At 43.6% G+C, this 21,356-nt stretch carries 13 protein-coding genes; 6 read left to right on the top strand and 7 right to left on the bottom strand.

Annotation, left to right across the window (positions count from 1 at the left end; genetic code table 11):
* Positions 1 to 68: 68 nt before the first annotated feature.
* Both AC06MN_RS13595 and AC06MN_RS13590 read left to right on the top strand, forming a co-directional pair.
* Positions 69 to 3,446 (top strand): lamin tail domain-containing protein, encoded by a 3,378-nt coding sequence (locus tag AC06MN_RS13595; protein ID WP_475672931.1) that lies wholly within the window; start codon positions 69 to 71, stop codon positions 3,444 to 3,446.
* A 98-nt stretch (positions 3,447 to 3,544) separates the two neighbouring features.
* On the top strand, positions 3,545 to 3,688 hold the full coding sequence (locus AC06MN_RS13590) for a hypothetical protein (protein ID WP_475672930.1): 144 nt from the start codon (positions 3,545 to 3,547) through the stop codon (positions 3,686 to 3,688).
* A 343-nt stretch (positions 3,689 to 4,031) separates the two neighbouring features.
* Here the strand turns inward: AC06MN_RS13590 and AC06MN_RS13585 are convergent, their stop codons facing one another.
* From AC06MN_RS13585 to AC06MN_RS13565, 5 genes are all read right to left on the bottom strand, one after another.
* Positions 4,032 to 6,506, bottom strand: a complete 2,475-nt coding sequence (locus AC06MN_RS13585) for an LTA synthase family protein (RefSeq protein ID WP_475672929.1) — start codon at positions 6,504 to 6,506, stop codon at positions 4,032 to 4,034.
* A gap of 1 nt (position 6,507) precedes the next feature.
* Positions 6,508 to 8,076, bottom strand: a complete 1,569-nt coding sequence (locus AC06MN_RS13580) for an acyltransferase family protein (RefSeq protein ID WP_475672928.1) — start codon at positions 8,074 to 8,076, stop codon at positions 6,508 to 6,510.
* Positions 8,077 to 8,107: 31 nt separating this feature from the next.
* Positions 8,108 to 9,982, bottom strand: coding sequence for a CotH kinase family protein (locus AC06MN_RS13575; RefSeq protein WP_475672927.1), 1,875 nt, complete (start codon positions 9,980 to 9,982; stop codon positions 8,108 to 8,110).
* Positions 9,983 to 10,064: 82 nt separating this feature from the next.
* Positions 10,065 to 11,165, bottom strand: coding sequence for a redoxin domain-containing protein (locus tag AC06MN_RS13570; protein ID WP_475672926.1), 1,101 nt, complete (start codon positions 11,163 to 11,165; stop codon positions 10,065 to 10,067).
* Positions 11,162 to 12,253 (bottom strand): redoxin domain-containing protein, encoded by a 1,092-nt coding sequence (locus AC06MN_RS13565; RefSeq protein ID WP_475672925.1) that lies wholly within the window; start codon positions 12,251 to 12,253, stop codon positions 11,162 to 11,164. The genes AC06MN_RS13570 and AC06MN_RS13565 overlap by 4 nt, the downstream gene beginning before the upstream one ends.
* A gap of 364 nt (positions 12,254 to 12,617) precedes the next feature.
* Here AC06MN_RS13565 and AC06MN_RS13560 point away from each other — a divergent pair, with 364 nt between their 5' ends.
* The 4 genes from AC06MN_RS13560 (at position 12,618) to AC06MN_RS13545 (ending at position 18,103) form a co-directional block, all read left to right on the top strand.
* Positions 12,618 to 13,793: a formimidoylglutamase gene (locus AC06MN_RS13560; RefSeq protein WP_475672924.1), complete on the top strand. Its 1,176-nt coding sequence runs from the start codon at positions 12,618 to 12,620 to the stop codon at positions 13,791 to 13,793.
* A gap of 1,071 nt (positions 13,794 to 14,864) precedes the next feature.
* On the top strand, positions 14,865 to 15,266 hold the full coding sequence (locus AC06MN_RS13555; protein WP_475672923.1) for a putative barnase/colicin E5 family endoribonuclease: 402 nt from the start codon (positions 14,865 to 14,867) through the stop codon (positions 15,264 to 15,266).
* A gap of 110 nt (positions 15,267 to 15,376) precedes the next feature.
* The gene (locus AC06MN_RS13550) at positions 15,377 to 15,550 is read left to right on the top strand and encodes a hypothetical protein (protein WP_475672922.1); all 174 of its coding nucleotides are present in this window, start codon (positions 15,377 to 15,379) and stop codon (positions 15,548 to 15,550) included.
* Between the two features lie 18 nt (positions 15,551 to 15,568).
* A complete protein-coding gene (locus AC06MN_RS13545) occupies positions 15,569 to 18,103 on the top strand; it encodes a helix-turn-helix domain-containing protein (protein ID WP_475672921.1) in 2,535 nt (844 codons plus the stop codon).
* Here the strand turns inward: AC06MN_RS13545 and AC06MN_RS13540 are convergent.
* Together AC06MN_RS13540 and AC06MN_RS13535 are read right to left on the bottom strand one after the other, a co-directional pair.
* Positions 18,100 to 20,751, bottom strand: a complete 2,652-nt coding sequence (locus AC06MN_RS13540) for a restriction endonuclease (protein ID WP_475672920.1) — start codon at positions 20,749 to 20,751, stop codon at positions 18,100 to 18,102. The genes AC06MN_RS13545 and AC06MN_RS13540 overlap by 4 nt on opposite strands.
* Complete coding sequence (locus AC06MN_RS13535; protein ID WP_475672919.1) at positions 20,748 to 21,356, bottom strand: hypothetical protein; 609 nt, start codon at positions 21,354 to 21,356, stop codon at positions 20,748 to 20,750. The genes AC06MN_RS13540 and AC06MN_RS13535 overlap by 4 nt, the downstream gene beginning before the upstream one ends.

Raw genomic sequence — 21,356 nt, 5'->3', positions numbered from 1 at the left:
TTGATTTGAATTAATTTTGTTTGCAAGTCTGAAAAACAATATCTTTGCAAACACATATTGAATGAAAAATGAGAAAATCCCTTTTACTTTTGCTATTATTCCCGTTATTGGGTTGGGCTCAGGCCAGCGACGACTTTTCGGATGGCGATTTCATCAACAATCCGACTTGGTCTGGTAATGATGATAAATATTTGGTAAACACCAATTTGCAGCTTCAACTGAATGCCGAAGAGGCGGGAACGGCTTATCTTTCGCTGCCCTTTACGGAATTTCAGGAAATGGAATGGCGTTTCTGGATCCGCGAGAATTTTGCGCCATCTGGAAACAATTATTCTGATGTGTTTCTTTCGGCTGATAATGCTGATTTAACGGCAGTTACACAAGGTTATTTCTTGCGTTTCGGTGAAGGCGGCAGCAGCGATGCCATTGAGCTTTTCCGAAAAGATGCTAATGGCAATCACAGCATTTGCCGTGGCACGGAAGGGGCCATTGCAGCTTCGTTTGCGGTTTTTGTCAAGGTGAATTGTGACCGCGAAGGCAACTGGACTTTGCAGACTTGCTATGATTATTCAGGCAGCTATGTCATTGAGGCTCATGGGGCTGACGATACTTTTTCTCGTAACGGCTATTTCGGTTTTGTTAATACTTTCACAGCCTCCAATGCCAAGAAAATTTTCTTTGACGATGTGTATATCGGCCCGAAAATCGTTGATAACGATCCTCCGACCTTGATTGCAGCGAATGTCATTGATAACAAAAACATTCAATTGAATTTCAGTGAGATATTGGATGAGACGAAGGCTCTGAATGTCAACAATTACACGCTTGACAATGGTGTCGGGCATCCCGCTTCGGCAACATGGGGAGAAAATCAAACCATTGTAAATCTGCTTTTTGCGAATGAATTTGCCAATGGCGTGAACTACACATTGACTATTCAGAACCTTGCGGATTTGGCGGGCAATGTGATGGAAACGGCGCAGACTTCGTTTTCGCTGTACAATGCTTCGGAGAATGATGTCGTCATCAACGAAATCATGGCGGACCCTTCGCCGGTTGTGGGCTTGCCCGAATGGGAATTTGTGGAACTTTACAACACAACCAATCTCGCCATTGATTTGAAAGACTGGACCTTGACCATCGGCTCAACGACAAAAGTCTTTGACAATTGCAGTATTGCGCCAAATGGTTATCTGATTGTCTGTCACGTGAATGCGGTTGATGAATTTTCGTCTTTCGGGTCAGTTTGCGGCTTGCTGACTTCATCGACGGCCATTACGAATGGCGGTACAACGCTTCGCCTTGCCGACAAAAACGGAACCTTGATTTCGGAAGTCACGTTTGACATTTCGTGGTATCACGATACGAGCAAGGACGATGGCGGCTGGACTTTGGAGGAGATTTCGCCCAACAATCCTTGTGCGGGCGGCAACAATTGGGCGGCTTCCGTGAACGAATCGGGTGGCACCCCTGGCGTGCAGAATTCCATCTACGACCCAACGAGTGCCGTGCCAAAAATCGCCAAGGTTGAAGTTTGCAGCACTGACTCGCTTCTTGTTTATTTCGACCAGACCATGAATCAGCAATCTATAGAAAATGTGAATGTTTATCAGATTCTGGAAACCAATCAGCATCCGCAGAATGTGAGTTATGTCGATTCTTTGGATTGCGTTTGGATCAAGTTCAATCCTGCCTTGCAGGAAGGCGTAACCTTGACTTTGAAAGTCGCCAATTCGGCGGCCAACTGCATCGGAACGCCCGTGGGCGACAACGAAACGGTTTCTTTCGTCATTTCAAAGGAAGCCGCTGAATATGATGTGGTTATCAACGAAATCATGGCTGACCCGACACCTGCCGTCGGCTTGCCGGAATGGGAATATATTGAACTTTACAATGCCACTGATTATGTCTTCAATTTGGAAGGCTGGCAGATTCAGGTCGGGGCTAATGACAATGTTTTCGGCAATATCATTCTTGCGCCCCATGCCTATCTGATTGTGTGTCAAAACGATGCTGTCGATGAATTGAAAACTTTTGGCGATTGCGTCGGCTTCGGTTCCTTTGCCATCGGAAACACGGGTTCGACCATTATTTTAATAGGTAAGAACGGCCAAATGATTTCGCGTGCCGATTTTACTTCTTCTTGGTATCATGATGCCAATAAGAAGGACGGCGGCTGGTCGGTGGAGCAAATTGACCCGATGAATCCGTGTGCGGCGGCTTCCAACTGGACGGCTTCGGTCGATGCCTTGGGCGGCACGCCGGGCCGTATCAATTCGGTTGATGGCCAAAACGAATCACAGCCTAAAGTGGAACGTATCAGTATGTTTTCCAATTACATAGTCCAACTTTGGTTCGACCAGCAGATGAATCAGACCACTTTGTCGGATGTGAATAATTTCTTTGTTGATGAAATCGGGGCGCATCCAACATACGCCAATATCAATCCGATGGACGCCACCTTCGTTGAACTCGAATTTGATTACGGTTTTGAAGAAGGTGTAATTTATTCCTTGATTATCAACGATGTTGAGAATTGCATTGGCAATGAAATTGAACCGGATACTAAAGTTCAGTTTGGCATTCCGAACGAAATTGCAGAAGGCGAAATCCTCATCAATGAAATCATGTTCGACCCGATTGCGCCAGGTGTGGATTATGTGGAATTGTACAATCATTCCGACAAAACCTTCGACCTCAGCAATTTAATGTTGGGTGTGATAAAAGAAACTTTCCCCAATCCAGCCGATACGACTTTGAAGGAAATCGCTGCGGACAGCCGTCTGTTCTTGCCCGGAACTTACGTTTTGCTTTCGACAAACAGTCAGATTGTGGGCGAGCAATACGAATGTTCAACGGAGAATTTCGTTGAGATGGCTTCATTCCCAAGCTATGCCAATGCCGGCGGAACGGCGGTTCTGATGAGCAAGAACGGCACCGTGATTGATGAAATGTATTTCACCGAAAAGATGCATTATCCGCTGATTAAGGTGACGAAAGGCGTTGCCTTGGAGCGCGTTTCATTCGACATTCCCTCGGATGATGCCGACAACTGGCATTCGGCAGCCGAAAGCGTTCATTTCGGCACGCCAGGCTATCAAAACTCGATGATGCAAAATCTTGAACCGACCGATGATGCCGTTTCAATAGCCCCTGACCTTTTCTCGCCAGATGGCGATGGCATTGATGATAACTGCATGATTTCCTATCAGTTTGATGAGCCTGGCTACACGATGAATATTTACATTTTTGCCGCATCAGGGCAGTTGGTCAGGCATTTGGCCAAAGGCGAATTGGTAGGGCAGGAGGGAAGCTTGATTTGGAACGGCACCGATGACAATAATAACCGTGTCCCGATTGGCATTTATGTTGTGGTCACCGAAGTCTTCAATTTCGATGGTGTGGTGAGGAAGTATAAGAAAGGCGTGGTTGTGGCGACGCGATAAAACTGGGATTTGTATTTATTTTGAGCCGCAGATTGCGCAGATTTTCAATAAACTACAGATTTTACAGATTACACAGATAAATTTTAATGCACAAGCGCATGAATTTTCACGGATTGGCTGGCGCACGAAAAAAATTTACTCCTAATTTACTCGACAAATTTACTCCGCATTTACTCTCTACCGCCTTGGCGGAAGATGATTATTTTAAAACCGCAGATTACACTGATTACGCTGATTTTTAGTCAACTACAGATTAAACTGATTTAACGGAATTATTAATGCACCCTTCGACAAGTTCCTTCGACAGGCTCAGGGAGCGAAGCTCAGCAAGCTGATTTGCAGCTCATTGAGCCTGTCGAAATGGAAGATACTTTTGCAGTCTAATTATGAATAGTTACTTATCTTGATGAATGATGAGTACTCTCGGCAGAGTATTGCAATCCTCTCGTTGGAGTACTCCAGTACTTTAGTTAGAGTACTGGAGTATTCTGGTTAGGGTACTGCAATATGCCCTCAAAAGTACTGGAAAACTCATGGGTATGCGCTCGTTTTTTTGTTCGGTTTACATTCAAAAAGTTAGTTTTTTCAACGTTTCTCGTAAGAGACATCGATTTTTAGGTTGTCATATTCCATTATTGTGCGCTGGCTGTTGTAGAGATATATTTTCAGGTTGTCTCCGTTCATTTCATCACTCACCGGAATGGTGATTTTGGTATGGAAATGTTCCCATTGGCCAGTGTTCAGCGGATTACCCAAATCATCGTTTATGGCAATGCTGACATAGAAATCATTCGACTGAAACACAATGCTTGGCAGTTCTTTTGAAATGTCGTGACAAATCAAATCCATTGACAATTCAATTAGAATAGATGCCGCATCTTCCGGAATATCAATGCGCTGAAACAACGAACCATATTCATTCTTTTCATCGATTTGAACAGAGACATTGTCATTTTCTGTTTTGAGGAAATCGGAAAAGATTCCTATCGTGTTGATTTTAAAATCAAGTGAATAATTCAACAATGGATACCTGTTTTCGGTTTTCTTCAGGAAATCGTGTTGTACGGTGAAACGGCTGACAACGGAATAGCTGTTCAGATGTTCTGTCATCGTTTGGGTGATGTTCTCATCATTTACATATTGATGTTCGAAATTGCTGTCGATTACGAACACCTTGTTGTTCGACAGGAAATAGTCACCTTCATAATAATCCACCACGTCACGGTTGTTGAGCATGAAAGCGAGTTTCCTTGTGTTTCTGAAAGTCCTGGCCGTATCGAGCGAGTTTCCAATCCAATGGCAGCATTCGTCGATTTTGAAACCGTAGTTTTCGTGCAGATAGGCTTCGATTGTCGGCGTGATGTCGAGGTGCGAAACCACGGCATCCATCGATTTGTGTTCTTTCAACAAAGGCGAGAAGATGAGCAGCGGCACGTTGTAATTATGAATGGCCATTCCAAAAGGCAGGAATGCCATTCTGTGGTCGCCGGTGATAACAAATATGGTGTTTTCATATTCGGGCAGGGTTTTGTAATAATTGATAAGTTTCCGAACGCTTTCGTCCATATAATTGTAACATGCGAAAATGTTCAGGTTTTGTGAAATGTTTTGCTTTTCGTCACCAGGCATGTCGGGATGCTGTTTCAGGAGTTCCTCAATCCGTTTTTCATATTTTTCTACTTCGCCGAAAACGAAAGGCTCGTGTGTGGTGAGGGTCATGTAAACATCAAGATTCGGGCGTTTTGAGGGTCTTTCATTCTTTCTTGCCATGGCGAAATCGAACACTTCAGCGTCGTCGAGGCCCCAGCGGTGGTTGTCGTTTAGTAGTTTGTATGTGGCTGAATCGACATTATCGATTTGAGGAACAAAAATGAAATCCAAATCGTTGATTTTAAGGAAATTGTCGAATCGGTCGAATTTATGTACACCGCCATAGTAATAGGAAGTCTCATAACCGTTGGTTTTAAGGTCTTTCAACAATGAATTATGCGAGGGCATGGGTGTCAAGAATTGCTGGAAGCCGACTTTCCCTTGTGGAACAGAGGCAAAAATGGCAGGCAACACGCCGAAAGTCCGCTCGGCCGACGACAGGCAGTTTTTCCAGTAGAGACCTTCCTGTTTCAGCGAGTCGATGAAAGGTGTTGCGGAAAAAGTCGGGTTGTTGACGCCAGTCAGTTTTTGGCCGAAACTTTCAATGATGATGAAAACGAAATTGGGCGGCAAACTGTCTGCCGTCTTTCGCAACGAGCAGCCCAACACATCGTTGTCATCGGCTTTCCGCCACAAAGGATAGTCGGGGTCGACATATTCGTTTTGTGGATTAAGTGAATGGAAATCGTCGAATGCTTTCTTCGCTTCATCGCTGATGTTGTTATCGTCGTCAATCAGGATTTCGTTTTTATTTGCGAAATAGTCGTGTATTTTTATGACCGAATAGGAAGGCTGGTTCACTGCAAGGCAAAACGTCTTATGGTCTTCATAATGTTTCTCCGTGCGAATCAAATCGGTATAGTTCACGCAAACCGAGACGAGAACACAAGCGAGTGTAAGCACCGAAGCCATGATGAAAGGAATCCTCGTTTTTTTCCACAACAATGTGGCTGCAATGACGACCGCCATAGTCAGCAGAAACCAAATGAAAGGCGCCGCCGTGACATGCGCCGATGAAGTCAGCGTGCCCATCACTTCCTCCGGCGAGTAAACGAAAATGACGTGATCCAAAGGCATCATCAGGTTGCAGAAATATTCTGTCAGCAAGGTGCTTGTGACGGAATAAAAGATGGTCAGGCCTGTATAGGTTTTTGAAGCCGCATTGGGCCAGAAACAATAAAATAGCAGGAAAGGAATCAACAGCCATGCTGCAATGTGGCAGACCAACAGCAAATCGAACACAATGCCCGATGCAACAACAGAAAAAGAGGCCGCTTCGATGACAACCCTATGAGTGACTTGCAGCAGGAAAAACACTCTGATGATGATCATGCAAACCAAAAGCAGCAAATTGGCTTTCGCCCATTGTCCGATTCCGTTTTTTATTTTGTTTAATAAAGTGGTGTTCATATTAATATTTTATTGACAAATTGATGTTTTTCGCCTCCATTGAACTTTTCGCCGGGTTCCATAAATATATTTTCAGGGTCTTGCCGACAAGATTCCTGTTGAACGGGCGCGTGTATTCGTAGGAGAATTGGTATCTGTTGCATTCCGGAGTGTTGAAACTTTCGGGAATAACCAATCTGTCCCATAGCATTCCGCTAATATCAAACACGATGTATGGCAAGCTGGCCAAGGTGTCTTGGCTTGTCATGTCGAAAGAGCAATCTATTTTGAAATTAGCGATGTTTTTGTCGAAATTCAGTCTGCCTAAATTACCGTATTCCGTATCGGGAGTGACGATGGTTTCGCTGGGCTTTAATTCGTAGTTTTCCATTTCCTTGTCAAATTTGTTGACATTCAGGAATATGAAATAACCGATTAGGTATATGCCAAGCAGTCCGAACACCGATTGCAAGACGATGCCAACAATATGCGAAGCCTTCGATTCCCTGATTTTGATAAGTCCGAACAATCGGATCAAACATTCGTACAACTGTTTGGCTGCCAAACTGACGCCCCAAACCGTAATGAAAAACAGGAAAAAGACAAGTGCATGACTCCAAAAACCATCAAATGAGGTTTTCAGGTTTAAAAATGTTTCTCTGAAAAATCCGTGGACGGCAAACAGTATCATCGAGATTTCACCGAAATAAACCATCGCGTCGGCCAACCATCCTTTTTTGTGAGGAAGGGTTTTCAGTCTTTGGAAAGCGAACAGTAGGATGACCGAAAAGGCAAGGAATGTAAACGGATAGAAAACGGCATAAAAGTTTCCAAGACAAAAGATTACAATGGCGAGCAGCAACCATGCAGGATGGATTTTCACGCCTTTGTGGAATGCAAGCAGAATGCCTAAGCAAAATTCGGGCAGATGTCCGGGCGCGTTCATCATCAGGATTTCTCCATGAAACAAGTCGAAGACATTTCTGAAAAGGAAAATCAAGGTGTAGGAAACCACGCAGATTGCGGCAAAGGCTTTCCAACCGTATTTTTTGATGCAACTGAACAACAAAGGGAAAAGCAGATACAATTCGAAAATGAGTCCGAAAAACCACCACGGTCCGTTTAGGCTTAAACCTGAATTGGGTATCAGATTGCCAACGAACAGGAGTTTGTACATTGTTTCGGTCCATTCGTATATCCCGAAAAACATTGCTTCGTCCACTATTTTAAAAAGCATGAGGACGATGATTCCGGTCAGCAGCAGCGGATAGAGTTTTTTCAGTCTGTCGACCATGAAAGTCGTCCAGTCTTTTCCATGTTTCAACATCGAAATGGCAAGTCCATAGCCGCTGAGAAGTATGAATATCTGAACGCCAAAATGTCCTAAATAACTGAAAATGATGTTTATGAATTCAGATGGTTGCTTGCCGATCAAGTTGAAAAAATTATGAACGGTATTTGGTGAAAAGAGAAATTCATTCTCGCCCGGCGAAGGATTCAGATGATGGAAAAAATTGTGAAAGACAATGCAAAGAATGGCAAAGCCTTTCAGCGCCGAGGTGTCTTTTTTTGTCAGTCCTTTGAAAACCATTTTAGATATTTTTACAAAATAGGGAAAATACTTACTGTCTGATTATTTTTTGCATAGAGTCACCGATTTTCAGAAAATAGATGCCGGCTGGCAGGTTAGGATTGATGGAAATCTGATTTTCCGTGCCTGACAAAACGCATGGTTTTGAAAAGACTTTTTGTCCCAGAATGTCATAGATTTCGATTTCCGCCGATCTTGTGGAATTATCTTCAAACCGTATGTGTATCTCGTCAGAAAAAGGATTCGGGAAACATAAAAGCTGACCTTGTGTCCAGTTTTCATCCACTTCCATAAAGTTATGCCATTCAAATGCATAAGTGCTCTGACGGTTCAATATGAAATCATTTGTCAAGGTGCAAGCCCAATTCCAATAATCAAAGTTCTCAGGGTTGCCAAATCGGAATGATTGGTTGCTAATTTCAGGGCTTAGCAGCTCCTTGATGTGAAAATAATACTGAGACATATTCTCGTAATTCAGCACCCTGCTGCACCATTTCCCAATCCTGTCCTCAAAATTGGAAACAAAATTTCCATTTTCAAGGCATCTTCGAAATAAAAGTGTGGCTTCCTTACTGGAGGGCCATGAGTAATTTCCTGAATATGTGACATTTCCAAACACATCAAGTTCTGTTGGATTGCCAAACGAATCGATTCCATAGTTATTGAAAGCGGCATCGCCATCAAAGAATATCCAACGCCATCGCCCTCCATCCAACTTCCAGCAACGCATGTTATTAGATGGCCAATCGTAGTTGGCGACGAATGTCTCAAAGATGATGTAATCCATGAAGTTGTCAATGTCGATAAGTGAGCATAGGTGCTGAAAGTTCTGCTCTTGTGAAAGGTCCGCCGTTTCAAGCCAATTCATCAAAGCTGCAAATTCTATGTTATTGCCAAGTTCATTAATGGAATCACCATGTTCGGAAAGGCCTTTCCAGTTCGCGACAATATCGCAATGCTCGATGTCAATATTGAAATGGTCTTCCAAATAACGTTCGTCCATTTTTTCCTGCAAGAAATAGATGCCCCAATATTCGCCATTGAGGAAAAGCACAACGGGTCGGGATTGCCCCGATTCCAAGCCCATGTCCAAGGCCGTCTGGCCGCAGATATAGTCTTGAATGCCGGTATTCGGATAAAGTGTCGAAAAGGATTTGATGACAAGATGCTTGAAGCTGTTGCAAGGGCAGCCCTCAAAAAACTGGTGTTTGAAACGCTTTTTGCCATACTCTTCCCGAGCATAAATTTTCATTGCCTTTTGTGGATAACGCCGAGCACGGTTGCCATGTGTACGTAGACCGCATAATTGATTAATACCGCTGTTGTCATTTGGCTCATAAAACTCAAAATTTATTAAACGTTCCCACAAAATGCCTGTTTGGTAGTAGTTTCCTGTTAATTCTGGATCCGAAGGATTCCAATTAACGCCAGGAACAAAAATGCCTGTTTCGTTATCGAATAGGGAAAGTGAATCTGCGCAAATTGATATGGCGGCCAAGCCGTTATTGAAACAGCCCAAACTATTAATCATATAAGTGTTTGTCACGACATCGCTGACACATTCGCCGTTTTCATCAAAAACCGCTGCACGAATCACAATGGCATGCAGAACAGTGTCGGGCAAATAGAACAAATGCTCAGGTGCGGTTTGTATCGTGAAAATATCTGATTTCGAATACAGTTTATCATCCATCTGAAGCGGCTCCGTATAAAGTTGCGACTGCGCTGTAGGACAGTTTCCGTTGGTCGTGAAACGGATGGCGTTTTGAGGATTAGTGTTGCTCAACACAAGCGAAAACGAATCTTCGTAAAAGCCGCCCGCATGTGAGAAAGTGACTTTTTCATTTTGAGCCAAGGCATTCAGGCTAAGCAAGACAAGACTGATGATAGATAGGATACGTTTCATAGGACTGCAAAAATAAAAAAAACTACCATCTGATGATTTTTAGTGAGAAGCTGATAAAATCAAAACAGACTCTGGAAATCAATTATTTCAATTGTCTTTCAATCTCTGCCATCAGTTCCTCGCCTTCGAGGTTGCGGGCGACGATCATGCCGTCTTTTATGAGGGCGTTTTGCGGAATGAAGGAGATGGCGTAAAGGGCACCGGCGGCATTATTCCAGCCTTGCAGATCGGAGACATGCGTCCAAGTCAGGCCGTCCTTTTCGATGGCGGCAAGCCATTTTTCCCTATCGGTGTCGAACGAAACGCCAAGCACGTCAAAACCTTGTTCGTGGAATGTGTTGTAAGCGGCCACCACATTTGGGTTTTCTTTGCGGCAGTCGGGGCACCACGAAGCCCAGAAGTCGACCAGCAGGAGTTTGCCTTCGGCAAGTTGCGACAAGGTTATCGGATTGCCTTCGGCATCGTTTTGGGTGAAATCGATGATAGGCTGACCGGCTTGTACGCGCTCAATCTTTTCGACGTATTCCGTCGCCATATCAAGGTTCGAAGAGGTGAGGGTGCTGTCGGCAGCATGGATGTTGTCAATCATGGTGCGCATTTCGCACGGACCAAAAGCCCATTTGTAGCGGTAAAGCACATAATGTGCCGTGATGTCGGTCGGATTTTCCCAGACATAGTCGAAGCAATACATTTTCTCGATGACTTCGGCATCGTCGTATTTCAGTTTCAGTTCTTCCGCCAAAGCCTCGTCGCCAGCTTTTTTGGCATCGTTGATGAGTTGGCTGATGGAATCCAATTTGGCATCCAAAGCATTGAACCCGTCATTGAAAGCATTCAAACGGTCTTGCGATGGGGAACCTTTCACCATGATGGCATTCGGATTCTGTGCATCGCCTTCAAGGCTTACATTTTGATTGTCAGTGAAGAACGAGAATGGTCTGCGCCAATCTTTCAGCATGATGCTGAACATTTCGTTGTCGTCGCAAACGGGAGTCTGGAAATTGGCTTTCCAGTTTTCAATGACGGCCGAATCCAAAACTTGTCCGTCTTTTTGCAGGTAAAGGGTCTGACCATCGGCATTGGCAATGTCAACGGCAATGCTGAAAGTCGGTGTTTCGGGCTGATGGTTGCAGGCGGCAAACGCAAGTGCCGTGGCAGCAAATAATAAGGCTATTTTTCTCATAAGGCAAAGATTTCAGCAAGTTTGGCTTCCAGTTCTTCGCCTCTCAGACCTTTGGCGATGAAGTTGCCGTTTTGGTCGATGAGGAAATTGGAAGGGATGTAATAAATCAGATAGGATTCGCTGACGCTGTTGTCGGTGTCGCGCACCTGTGTGTAAGGCAGTGCATCGGCTTCGACGGCTTTCTGCCATGCAGCTTCGTCTTGGTCAACGGAAATGCCGATGACATCGAAACCCATTTCGTGATATTTCTCGTAAGCAGCCTTCACAACAGGGTTTTCCTTGCGGCAAGGACCGCACCACGAAGCCCAGAAATCAATCATCGTGACCTTGTTTTGGGCGACTTTTTCGGAAAGCGTAACATTTTCGCCGTCAACGGTTTGGAGTGTAAAATCGATGCATGGATGACCCACTTCAAGGGTTTCCTGCTTGGCAATGTAGCTGTTCAAGTCGTCGAGATAAATGGAGGTCGTGGTGAAGTTGGCTTCCAGTTCCTTCAGTTCGTCGAGTGAGTAGTCCTGTTTCACTTCATCGAGGATGTAATGGGCGAGGAAGCTGTCGGCGTGTTCCTTGATGTAGTTGTTCCTGAAATTGCTCTGCTCGTCCATGATGGCATCGCCGACCTTGTTGAGCGAATCCATCATGACGGAATCCTGCTTGGCGTAGGCTTCATCCATCTGGGCATAAAGTTCTTCCATTTTTTCATAGAAGCCATTAAATTCCTTGCGGTAGGCATCGAGTGCCGTTTGGGTTTCGGAGGCATAGATTTCCACATCGCGCGGATTCTGCATATCGCCGACAAAAGTCACATCTTTGTTATCGGCAAAGAAAGGCATAGAGCCACGCATGTCTTTCACTTTCAGTGCATAAAGCGTCTGCACGTCGCCAATTGGAGCGTTCAGCACAGCGTTTTCCTCCTGAATGATGGCCGAATCGATGACAACAGGCGCATTGTCGACATACTTTTGCAGATAGACCATCTGGTCATTGCTGTTTTTCAAATTGACCGTAACCTGAAAATCGGTCTTTTTTTCGGTGCAAGCAGCAAGGCCCAAGGCTGCCACAAGCAAAAATAAAAAATGTTTCTTCATTGTAATTCAATTATTTAAATGTTATTTTAATAGTCCAAAAAATTTTGCCCATAGGCATGATTTACAGAAAACAAAAATACATAATCTTGCAAGACGGAAAAGAAAAATTTTGCGAATGTCGCAGGCTGAGAATTGCTTCGTTTTTCAATCATTGGTCGAACAAATTGTTGGCTTTTCCCGATTTCGTATTATCTTTGCAGTCCAATAACAGGATTGAAGATGAGCAATTATACAATTTGGATGCAGAAATGCGGAAACACGCGGTCACGAGACAATGAAATCTCATGTTCCCGCAGTCTCGAAACCAAGCAGTCTCGAAATCCTAATTTCTATAGTTTTCTAATTTAATAATACATAAAATCACATGGAAATCAGCATGTTCCTTGAACCTGTTTCGGAAAAATGCTTCACCGAAACGACACGGCCAGGCAAAAACACTTTGGGTCAAACCATCAACATTTATCGGACGGAGGACAATTTCCCAGACTTGGAAAACGTGCAGTTGGCCCTGCTCGGCATCAAGGAAGAACGCGGTGCCGTCGATAATCGCGGCTGCGCCGATGGTATCGACTATATCAGAAAGGCATTATATCAACTTTTCAACCATTGGGAAGATTTGAAAATCGTCGATTTGGGCGACATCAGGACGGGAAACGAAATCAGTGATACTTATTATGCCGTCAATCAGGTGCTTACCGAATTGATGAAGCATCATATCGTGCCAATTGTCATAGGTGCTTCGCAAGATATGACCTACCCCATGTATCAGGTTTATGAACCAACGGGAAGATTGGTGAACATTGCCGCCATCGACCCGCTTTTCGACATCGGCAACGACAACGAACAGCTGAATTCACATTCCTATCTGAGTCATATCATTTTGCATCAGCCCAATTTCCTTTTCAATTTCACCAACATTGGCTATCAGTCGTATTATGTTGACAATGAAAGCATTGAACTGATGAAACAATTGCTTTTCGACACCTACCGCTTAGGAAATCTGAAGCAAAACATAGAGCTGACGGAGCCGCTCATCCGCAACGCCAACATTCTCAGCATCGATATGGGAGCCATCCGTGCCGCCGATGCGCCAGGCGTGAAAAACGCTTCGCCGAACGGTTTCAATGGCGAAGAGGCCTGCCGCATGACACGCTATGCCGGCTTGAGCTTCAAGCTGTCGTCAATCGGTTTCTTTGAATACAATCCGCATTACGACATCAACTCGCGCACGGCCAACCTGATAGCCGAAATGATATGGTATTTCATCGAAGGTTTCTCAAGCCGTCAGGACGACATCCCGACTTTGGAAAGCACCGATTTCGTCCGCTATAATGTGCAAATCGGCGAAGGTCAGGAAAACCTGATTTTCCTTTGCCACAAGATTTCCGGCAAATGGTGGATGGACATGTCATTTATGAAAGCCGACGACAATCGCTTCGAGCGGCATCATTTCATTCCATGCTCGAAGGAAGACTACGACCAGGCCATGCGCAACGAACTGCCCGACAAGTGGTGGCAATTCTATCAGAAGCTGATGTAAATCATCAAATTAAGAAGTTGTGCAAAATTAGTTTGCATCCTGAATCTACGGTTATGGGGGATTTGGACGCTTAGGCATTTGGACCCTTAAACATTTTGGACATTTGGACTCTTAGACAATTGGACATTTAGACAATTGGACCATTAGATATTTAGACTTTTTGAACAATTTTGAACTTTTGAAATAACCGACAACTGAAAAACCGATAACCAATTCATATTGCATTTTAGATTTGACTGCTTACTTAAGAAGTTGCTTTTGACTTATTTTCAGTGAAATTTCTTTCTCTCGATTTTTGGCATGTTGAGACGCACGGCCGTGCGTCTCAACGCTCCACCAGATTGTGAATTTTAATACTACGATTCCGCAATTTGTTGAACAAAAGGAGTTTAGATTGTTTCGCGAACCACAATCCATATCCTCATTCATTGCTGGATTCAAATCTGCTACTGTTCGAAAAATTGATGATTGAATAGAAAACGGCAACCATTATGATGGTTCGATTTTGCAAAAATTCAATCGCCGAAATCCATTATGGCATCCAAATTATCATGACCATATTATTCGTAATACAGATGAATATTTGAAGATTAGAGACTACATTAATAATAATCCCATGAAATGGGAACAAGATTGCTTTATGAAGCAATAGAAAACTACAACCGTAATTAATACTAAATGTAATATGCGAAGTTTAACGAATAACTTTTGGAACGTAAAGACGCACGGCCGTGCGTCTCTACATACTGCAAAACAAAAACCATCGGAGTTATAAAGGGCTTGGCAGTCGCCATTTCCCGTCCGATGGTTTAGGGCACAAAAATATGGAAATTCCATGAAAATAGTTTTCCCTCAACGCAAATCACCGATAAATATACATTAATTTGATTTACAATAATATATCCGACAACAAACGACAACAAACGCTTACAGTCGACTACAAACGTTTAATCAACGGCTTAGTTTTGACATAGTTTGCACTTTTGCGGTGAAGAAACAAGTTTTTTTGACTTTGAATGTCACAAAACTTCTAAAAAATAGCAAATAATAACAGCATTAATAAATGGAAAAATGGATAAGGAAATCGAATTACAAAAAGCGTTATTCGCTTTAAGGCAAGTCATTAATAACAAAATTGATATTGAAAACGCCTTCTATTGTCCTCTTGGACCTGTAAAACTGGTATATGGTGCGCCTGGAAACCCTAAAAATGGATATAAAAAAGGATTTGGCATTTCGCATATCATAGCAAAACGCGACAATGAACATGAACAAGACCCCAAAAAGTATCCTGAAACAGGAATTTATATAGCCGAAAAACTGATGTCGGTACTCTTGTATGGAGAAATATATAAAACTGTGCCTTCAAAACAATGTGTCCATTTCCGCCTTGAAAGGTATGAAGCGGTATTGTCGCTTAATTGGAAAGGAGAAAGTGTGAATTGGTTGCTGACCGGATGGAAAGTAATATAATAGGTTTCGGTGAATTAAGATAGGTTAGTGCTATTCTTAACCTACGCATTAATCGGTTGTCTTTAGTCGCCGCCTAATGGGAGCGAAACCGAAGCAAAAATACAAACTTTTTGAATATCAATACAGAAAACTTGAAAAATATATGGCATACAATGCAAAATGGCTTTTATCTCGGACAATTCGATGAAAACATGACTTTCCATGACCTTGAAGAGGTCGAATTTCATTTCACCCCATATCAGTACAGCGCAATGCAGGGCTGGCAAAAAAATCATCATCAATAATCCCAAAATCCCGACAAAATGAATTACTTTAGCATCTCCAAAACGGCACAATCCATGGCATCGCAAACCTTTGTAAACAAGAAACTTGACTTTGTTGAAGAATTAGTCCAATACACCGATTCGCACATTTTCCTCACGGGAAAGGCGGGCACGGGCAAGACGACTTTTTTGCACAATCTTCAATTGAAGAAAGCCAAGCGCATGGTCGTCGTGGCTCCGACGGGTGTTGCCGCCATCAATGCGGGCGGACAGACCATTCATTCGTTTTTCCAGTTGCCTTTCGGTCCGCAACTTCCTGAAGACGTGCAAAATGACAATCTTGCCAATCCGAAATCGCTGGCAGCACAATTTCAGAAGATTAGGAAAAACAAACTCAAATTGATGCGTAGCCTGGAACTGCTGGTCATCGACGAAATCAGCATGGTGCGTGCCGATGTTCTGGATGCCATCGATTCGGTTTTGCGCCGTGCACGCCATTCGCAAAAGCCATTCGGCGGCGTGCAGCTGCTCATGATTGGCGATGTGCATCAGCTGGCGCCTGTGGCCAAACAGGATGAATGGGAAATCCTTGCACCTTATTATAATACGGTGTATTTTTTCGGCAGCCATGTTCTGCAAAAGACCTCTTACATTTGCGTGGAACTGGAACACATCTACCGTCAGCACGACATGGATTTCATTTCGATTCTTAACAAAGTGAGAAACAATAAATTGGATGCCGATTGCTTGAATGTCTTGAACGCGCGTTTCAAGCCGAATTTCAATCCAAAGGACGATGAAGGCTACATCACTTTGACCACACACAATTATCAGGCCGATGAAATCAACGATACAAAACTAGCGGCGCTGAAAGAGAAAACCTTGCATTTCACGGCGGAAGTGAAAGGGCAATTTCCCGAAAACACCTATCCAACCAAAGAAGATTTGGAACTGAAAATCGGGGCGCAGGTGATGTTCGTGAAAAACGACCCGAATCCTGAAAAGGCTTATTTCAACGGAAAAATCGGAATCTTAGTCAGTTACGACGAAAAAGAAAAGACGCTTTGCGTGAAAAGCGGTTCGGAGCACATCACGGTTTCGCGCGTGAAATGGCAGAATTTCGAGTACAGCATCAATCCCGAAAACAACGAAATCGAGGAAAAGGAAATCGGCAGTTTCGAGCAGATTCCTTTGCGTTTGGCTTGGGCGATCACGATTCACAAGAGCCAAGGCTTGACTTTCGACAAACTCATTGTGGATGCCGGTCAGGCCTTTGCCCATGGTCAGGTTTACGTTGCCCTGAGCCGTTGCACTTCGTTGGAAGGTCTCGTCTTGAAAACCAGGATTTATTCCAATGCTTTGGTCAGCGATTATTCCGTCGACAATTTCGTGAACAAAATGCCCGAATTGGAGCCGACACAGGAAAAAGTCGATGGTCTGCGCCACGAATACGAGTTGTCGTGTATGCTCGATTTGATTGATTTCATGGGCTTGTATCAGGATTTTGGCAAACTGAATAAAGTCATCATTACCAACGACACCCTTTTTGAAAGCAAAATGATTCAGGATTTGTCGCACCGCAGGACGCAAATTCACGAGGAATTGTGTGAGGTTTCGCTCAAATTCGAGGCACAAATCAGAAAATTGCACGCGGAAATTCCTTCATGCGAGCAAAATTCAGTTTTGCAGGATCGTTTGAAAAAAGGTGTCGTTTATTTCAGCGAGCATTTGAAAGCCATTGCAAAAGGCCTTTTGGAGTTGCCTTTCAAGACCGATAACAAAGCTGTGAATGAGCAGATTATGGAAGCTTTGGGACAACTGAAAGAAGACCTTTTTGTGAAAGACAGTTGCTTGGAGGCTTGCAAGGATGGTTTCAGCGTGAAGGCTTATCAGGAAACAAAATTGAAGAAAGCAATTGATGCTGAGAAGAAAGCAGCGGAAAAAGTCAACATTGTGGACGATGTCATGGGCAAGAGTTCTTTGTATAAGGCCCTTACGGCATGGCGCGAAGCATACGCTGATGAAAACGACATCCCTGCTTCCAATGTCGCACCAATCCGGACACTGAAAGCCATCGCTCAGGCGAAGCCCGTCACCTTGCATGAACTGAAGCAGATTGAAGGCATGGGACCGAAGCGCGTGAAACTGTATGGCGCGGAAATCATTGATATTGTGTTGAAATATTCAGGTTTTCAATCCATTGGAAAGCATGAACCTGAACCAGAAGAGCCTAAAAAGGAACCCAAGCCAAACACTTACGAACTGACGCGGCAATTGCTTGAGCAAGGCTTGACTTTGGAAGAAATCGCCAAGGAACGCGGCTTTGCCCTGACAACCATCGAAGGTCATGTCGCACACTTCATCAAAGACGGCGAATATAAGGCCACTGATTTCGTTGACCAGGAAAAATACGACGAAATCGTCGATTATTTCGAATCAACGGGCGACAAGTCATTGGGTGTGGCTAAAGATGTTCTCGGCGATGATTTCAGTTACGGCGAAATCAAAATGGTGCTGGCTGAACTGGAAAAGGAGCATTTTTTTGAGAATTTGCCGCAGGATGATGAGGATTAACCTTTTAATTCGCTCACAGCCTTCACCACTTTGTATTCCAAATCCTCAAATTCCTTAAAGTGAGCTTTGCCGCATTTTATCTTTTGCTGCTCGCTTTCACGTAGTTTGGATAAATCGACGGTTGGGGTATTCGTATCTTTGGTTTCGGCTACGAAATAAATGCGTTTGTCGTCTTCAAAGACAACCGCCCAGTCGGGATTGTAATTCCCAATTGGAGTTGGGATTTTGAACCAATCGGGCAACTTGAAGTAGAATTTCACTTGCTCGCTTGATTCGCAGTCCTTGGCAAACTGGTTTTCAACCGATGAATCCAATGGGACAAAATCCTCGTAAATGGTCTTGTCGGAATCAGTTACCTTGAAAGTGTTGCTGTTCAGGTAGATTTCCAATTCCTGAGCCTCAAACAGCCTCATTTCGTAGGATTCATTTCCAATGCGTTGATACTTAATGCCGTCAATCATCATCGCGTAAAGCATTTTCTGGATGGCCGCCACCGACAAATCCATGAATAGTTGTGGGTTGACTGCCAAATCATCGAAGCGTCCTGATTCCTGAAGGATTCTGCAAATGGTACTGCGGGTTAATTCAGTCCTGTTCTGAATGTAATTCAAGACATCGGGAATGTCGTAACTCAAGGTGTATTTTGCCACCACATCGCTGGCATAGCTGCCTTCGATTCCTGTAGCGGTAATGCCGATTTTCATTTTGGTTGAGCGTACTGTAGGTGCTTCAATCACTGGCATTTCCTTAACGGCTTTTGCCGCTTGACAGATTAATTCCTCGGTGTCGTAATTGACCCGATAAGTCGTTTTGCCTTTCAGTTTTTCCCAGATTTCCAAGAAACGCGGGTCGGCTTCGAAGCCTTTTCTGTATTTCACGGCTACACGGTCGCGTTTCGGTTTGATACGATTCGAGAAATCAACGCCACAATCGGCAGCAATTTCCGTTTGAAGGGCTTTTGCAAAATCGTTGTAAGACTCATTGGCTATGACAGTCAAACGGTTGATGTTCTTGTCGTAAATCCTTTCGCCCGACTGGTTGACAGGCAGACGCAAGCCGCGCCCGATTTCCTGCCTTTTCTTGATTTCGGACTTGGTTTCGTTTAAGGTGCAGATTTGAAATACGTTGGGATTGTCCCAGCCTTCGCGCAAAGCCGTATGGGAGAAAATGAAACGCAATGGATTTTCCATGTCCAAAAGTGTTTCCTTATCCTTCATAATCAGGCTGTAAGTGTCATCATCGGCTTGGGTTTCACCTGTAGTGTCTTTGAGACGGCCTTTCTTGTCCTGTGAAAAGTACCCGTTATGGATTTTCTCCAAAGAATATGCATTCAGAGATTGGTATTTTGGATTGAGGAACAGTTCGTTATAGATCTCTTCAAACCAAACGGCGAGTTTACCTTTCACTTCGCTTCCGTCTTCGTTGTAGGAACGGTAATTCGCCACACGGTCGATGAAAAACAGCGACAGCACTTTGATTCCCAACTTGTTCAGTCGCAATTCCTTTTTCAGATGTTCCTCGACCGTTCTCCTGATTTGGAATTTCATAACCTCATCGTTCAAATCGTCGCGTTTCTCGCCTTGATAGAGAATGTCATTATTTGAAAATGAGACACATTCGTTGGCGGCATCGATTTCTTCCACGATATAGCCGTTGCGGTAGATTTCGCGCTCATTGGATTTCTGATATAAGTCGTCGCCCGCCTTGACGCTGACGGTCTTGCGTTTCACACCTTCCTTTTCGTTGCAGTCGATGGTGATTTTGGCGGTGATTTTCGTTTTCGTCGCCGTAATGGAAACCAATTCCACAAACGCGCCGTTGAGCGATTTTTCCTCCAAAACGGAATCCACTTCAATCTGTTTCACCAAGCCCAAATCGTAAGCCTTGACAGGATTGAGCGAATAAATCAGGTTGTAGAGGTTGCGGTGCGTGGCGGAATAACGCAAGGTGCAAAGCGGATTCAGGTTGGCAATGGCTGCTACACGCTTTTCGGTTTCCATGTTCTGAGGCTCATCCACGATCACAATCGGATTGACAGACTGAATGAACTTGATGGGTTCCTGACCACTTAAACGGTCGTTGGGCTTGTTGATGACATTTTCATCTTTGGCAAAAGAGTCGATATTGATGACCAGAATCTCAATGTTATCGCCTGTGGCAAAACCTCTTAACTGGGAAATCTTGTTTCGGTCATAGACATAATATCTTACGGGAATGTTGTCATAGAGGTTTTGAAAATGCTCTTGTGTGATTTGCAGGTTCTTCAGAACGCCTTCGCGGATAGGCACCGATGGCACAACGATTACGAATTTCTTGAAACCATATTTCCTATTGAGTTCGTAGATGGTACGCAGATAGACGTAGGTTTTCCCCGTGCCAGTTTCCATTTCCACCGAAAAGTGCATTCCTTCCAAATGGTCGGATGGCGCAATTCCGTTGATTCCCTGCACTTTTCTCAGATTCTCCAAAACCTGTTCTTCCGACAGGCTCATCTTGTTGCCAACGCCATTGATGAAGTTGAATGTTCCATCTTCATTCAGGCTGTAAATGACATTCGACTCGCCACGCAGCTGGCCTTCGAAAAGTCCTGTCACCGACTGCACGGCTTCCTGCTGGTAGGATAGGTTGGGTGAGAACTGGAGTTTCATATTGTATAATCAAAAATAAAATGACTAATTACTTGATAATTAAGATGTTGTGATTCAAAATACTGATCATGAATAGGATGTATCTTTCTGCTCAAAACTTCATTAATTCGATTTTTCTTTTTTAGTATCGTATTTATATTCCCTATGGTTGCATCAACATCTCCTTTTATCAGATATCCCACCAGAATACCATAAGGATATTTCTTCGTCAAATAATTATCTATTCCAGTATCAACATATCTACTAAGCAAACCATTATCTTTTTCTTTCAATCTTTTAGCTTCAACATAAAATAGACATTCGTCAGTAGAAGAGAAAGTTGAGAGTCGCATATCTATTCTGCTTTCTTTGTTTGCATACCCTTTTCTATTATTGGTTTTATCTGTATGTAAATGATGCTCAATATGGCAATTAATTTTCCATTTTTTGCGATTCGGATCTTTGTCAATATGCTTATCCAACAGACTTGTAAAATCATTCTCCATCCAATCAGCTTTATATTCATGATTTGTGATCGAGGTATGGTATGCTGAGACCAATAGTGACACACATCTTTTTTCAAAAGATTTTTTGAAAGCATCAATGACAGAAACGGTTAAACTCAT

Source organism: Candidatus Limimorpha sp. (genome assembly GCF_056203535.1).
The sequence above is the reverse complement of the archived record's forward strand: the minus strand, read 5'-3'. Positions and strand labels throughout refer to the sequence as shown.

What these genes read in the sequence shown, in the direction of transcription:
- AC06MN_RS13595 (WP_475672931.1), top strand. Translation starts at nt 69, where the DNA reads ATGAGAAAATCCCTTTTACTTTTGCTATTATTCCCGTTATTGGGTTGG.
- AC06MN_RS13590 (WP_475672930.1), top strand. Translation starts at nt 3,545, where the DNA reads ATGAATTTTCACGGATTGGCTGGCGCACGAAAAAAATTTACTCCTAAT.
- AC06MN_RS13585 (WP_475672929.1), bottom strand. Translation starts at nt 6,506, where the DNA reads ATGAACACCACTTTATTAAACAAAATAAAAAACGGAATCGGACAATGG.
- AC06MN_RS13580 (WP_475672928.1), bottom strand. Translation starts at nt 8,076, where the DNA reads ATGGTTTTCAAAGGACTGACAAAAAAAGACACCTCGGCGCTGAAAGGC.
- AC06MN_RS13575 (WP_475672927.1), bottom strand. Translation starts at nt 9,982, where the DNA reads ATGAAACGTATCCTATCTATCATCAGTCTTGTCTTGCTTAGCCTGAAT.
- AC06MN_RS13570 (WP_475672926.1), bottom strand. Translation starts at nt 11,165, where the DNA reads ATGAGAAAAATAGCCTTATTATTTGCTGCCACGGCACTTGCGTTTGCC.
- AC06MN_RS13565 (WP_475672925.1), bottom strand. Translation starts at nt 12,253, where the DNA reads ATGAAGAAACATTTTTTATTTTTGCTTGTGGCAGCCTTGGGCCTTGCT.
- AC06MN_RS13560 (WP_475672924.1), top strand. Translation starts at nt 12,618, where the DNA reads ATGGAAATCAGCATGTTCCTTGAACCTGTTTCGGAAAAATGCTTCACC.
- AC06MN_RS13555 (WP_475672923.1), top strand. Translation starts at nt 14,865, where the DNA reads ATGGATAAGGAAATCGAATTACAAAAAGCGTTATTCGCTTTAAGGCAA.
- AC06MN_RS13545 (WP_475672921.1), top strand. Translation starts at nt 15,569, where the DNA reads ATGAATTACTTTAGCATCTCCAAAACGGCACAATCCATGGCATCGCAA.
- AC06MN_RS13540 (WP_475672920.1), bottom strand. Translation starts at nt 20,751, where the DNA reads ATGAAACTCCAGTTCTCACCCAACCTATCCTACCAGCAGGAAGCCGTG.
- AC06MN_RS13535 (WP_475672919.1), bottom strand. Translation starts at nt 21,356, where the DNA reads ATGAGTTTAACCGTTTCTGTCATTGATGCTTTCAAAAAATCTTTTGAA.